Origin of the sequence: Dietzia sp. B44 (genome assembly GCF_014145245.1) — a bacterium.
Taxonomy (GTDB): domain Bacteria; phylum Actinomycetota; class Actinomycetes; order Mycobacteriales; family Mycobacteriaceae; genus Dietzia; species Dietzia natronolimnaea.
Genome location: NZ_JAALEF010000183.1, coordinates 1 through 2953 on the forward strand (window position 1 = coordinate 1; position 2953 = coordinate 2953).

At 69.2% G+C, this 2953-nt stretch carries 3 protein-coding genes; all 3 read left to right on the top strand.

Annotated features, from left to right (window positions below; translation table 11 throughout):
* On the top strand, window positions 1-358 hold a 358-nt coding region (locus G6017_RS06980; RefSeq protein WP_182616643.1), incomplete at its 5' end, for a trypsin-like serine protease.
* A gap of 73 nt (window positions 359-431) precedes the next feature.
* Window positions 432-869, top strand: coding sequence for a GNAT family N-acetyltransferase (locus G6017_RS06985; protein WP_179524341.1), 438 nt, complete (start codon window positions 432-434; stop codon window positions 867-869).
* Window positions 870-1025: 156 nt separating this feature from the next.
* Window positions 1026-2888 (top strand): 2-isopropylmalate synthase, encoded by a 1863-nt coding sequence (leuA, locus tag G6017_RS06990; RefSeq protein WP_182616645.1) that lies wholly within the window; start codon window positions 1026-1028, stop codon window positions 2886-2888.
* Window positions 2889-2953 lie beyond the last annotated feature (65 nt).

The following is a 2953-nucleotide window of genomic DNA, read 5'->3' on the forward strand; positions in this document are numbered from 1 at the left end:
TCCGTCCCCGTCCGTCAAGCGCGCGGGCAGGGACCCCGTGGCCGGCGACGTGCTGCGGTTCCACGGCTTCGGCGCCACCTCGCCCGGCGGTCAGCGCGCCGCGGAGCTGCGCACCGGACTCACCCGCCTCGAGCGGATGGAGCCGCGGGGCGGATCCCGCATCGGCCGGTCCCACACCATCCAGGGCGGATACGGGGCCGGGGACTCCGGCGGGCCCGTCTTCCACGGCGACCTGCTGGTGGGCATCCATTCCGGTTCCGACCACGCACGACGCCAGCCCGACGGCACCAATCCGGCCTGGTACGAGTCGGTCCCGTTCCAGAACGGTTGGATCGACTGGATGATCGCCAACCGATGACGACGAGGTACCGGTCGCACCCGGCCGTCACTCACGTGCACCGGACCGCCCGCGTATTTGTCACACTGAACAGATGACCTCGCCGGAGCAGCCGGAGCTCGTGATCCGTCGCGCCTCGCGCGGCGACCTCGATCTGGTGCTGACCGCCGACGACCTGTTCAGCTACCCGCCCACCGCGGAGTGGACCCGGGACTTCCTCGACAACGGATCCAACCTGCTGTTGCTGGCGCTGCAGGACGAGGTCCCGGTGGGCATGTTGGTGGCGGTGGAGACCGGGTACCTGGGCGCCAGCCCGGACCTGTTCGTCTACGGGATCCGGGTGAGCGAACCGCTGCGTGGCCGCGGGATCGCCCATCAACTGGTGGACAAGGCGCTCGGCATCGCCGAGGAGGCCGGCTGTCGCAGGCTGTGGGGGTCGATGCACCACGACCAGGAGCTGGGCGCCGACTCCCCGCTCTCCCCGCCGGAGGCGACCACGGGGTCCACGACCTTCGTCATCCCGATTCCGTGAGACCCCGCGGAACCGTGTATCGTGACCGCCATGCAGCGCGTGCTCCTTCTTGGGTGCCGCGGCGGGGCCCGCTGAGGCGGACCGGCTCCCCGTCGCGGGATCCCGTCGCGCCGGTCCGATCCCTACAGATCGAATCCACGGAAGTAGAGCCCCGCAATGAATCCCGCTGACGCATTCGTCTCGTCGTCGTCGACCATCACTCCCCCCTCCAAGCCCGGACGCCCCGACCAACCGTCGTGGAACCGACAGAAGGGCTCCTCGATGCCGGCCCACCGGTACCGGCCCTTCGCGGAGGAGGTCGAGGACGTCTCGCTGCCCGACCGCACCTGGCCGGACAAGGTCATCACCCACGCGCCCCAGTGGTGCGCCGTGGATCTGCGCGACGGCAACCAGGCGCTGATCGACCCCATGAGCCCGGCCCGCAAGCGCCGGATGTTCGAACTGCTGGTCCGCATGGGCTACAAGGAGATCGAGGTCGGGTTCCCGTCTGCCTCGCAGACCGACTACGACTTCGTCCGCGAGATCATCGAGGACGAGGCGATCCCCTCCGACGTCACCATCCAGGTGCTGGTGCAGTGTCGCGAGGACCTGATCCGCCGCACGTTCGAGGCGTGCGAGGGCGCGTCCAACGTGATCGTGCACTTCTACAACTCCACCTCGATCCTGCAGCGCAAGGTCGTGTTCCGGAAGGACCGCGACGCGATCAAGAAGATCGCCACCGACGCCGCCGAGCTGGTGACCGCCATCGCGAAGGACTACCCGGACACCAACTGGCGCTGGGAGTACTCCCCCGAGTCGTTCACCGGCACCGAGCTCGCGTTCTCCAAGGAGGTCTGCGACGCCGTCACCGAGGTCGTGGGCGCCACGCCGGAGAACCCGATCATCCTCAACCTGCCGGCGACGGTCGAGATGGCCACGCCCAACGTGTACGCCGACCAGATCGAGTGGATGCACCGCAATCTGGCGCGCCGCGACTCCACGATCCTGTCGCTGCACCCGCACAACGACCGTGGCACCGGCGTCGCGGCCGCCGAACTGGCGTTCCAGGCCGGCGCCGACCGCATCGAGGGCTGCCTGTTCGGCAACGGCGAGCGCACCGGCAACGTCTGCCTGGTGACGCTGGGCATGAACCTGCTCACCCGCGGCGTCGACCCGCAGATCAACTTCTCGGACATGGACGAGATCCGCCGCACCGTCGAGTACGCCAACCAGCTGCGCGTACCCGAGCGTCATCCCTACGGCGGCGACCTGGTCTTCACCGCCTTCTCGGGCTCGCACCAGGACGCGATCAACAAGGGCTTCGACGCTCTGCAGGTCGAGGCCGACGCGCACGGCGAGGACATCACCGACATCACGTGGGAGGTCCCCTACCTGCCCGTGGACCCCAAGGACGAGGGCCGCACCTACGAGGCCGTGATCCGCGTGAACTCGCAGTCCGGCAAGGGCGGCGTGGCCTACATCATGAAGAGCGATTACGGCCTGCAGCTGCCGCGGCGCCTGCAGATGGAGTTCTCCGCCCTGGTGCAGAACGTCACCGACTCCGAGGGGGGCGAGGTCACGCCCAAGCAGATGTGGGACATCTTCACCCTCGAGTACCTGGACCGCGTCTCCCCCATGGAGCGGATCTCCCAGCAGCTCGACCCGGCCGAGACCGACGACGGCGTGGACTCGATCGACGCCGTGGTCAAGTGGAAGGGCGAGACCAAGGAGCTGACGGGGTCCGGTAACGGCCCCCTGGCGGCGTTCGTCGCCGCGCTCAACGAGATGTTCGACGACGAGGTGCGCATCCTCGACTACTCGGAGCACGCCATGACCGCCGGCGACGACGCCACCGCGGCGGCGTACGTCGAGGTGCAGTTCGGCAACCGGGTGTTCTGGGGCGTCGGCCGGGCCGGTTCCATCACCACCGCGACACTGCGCGCCGTGGTCTCGGCCGTGAACCGCGCGTACGCCGACGAGGCCGTGGTCCCCGACGAGACAGTGGGCAGCACCGTGGGCGCCCGGACCTGGGCCCCCTGACGCCTGGGGGCTGCTCCCCCGGGGGCCGGCCCCGTCGAGAAGAGCGTTCCGCACACATCGCCCGA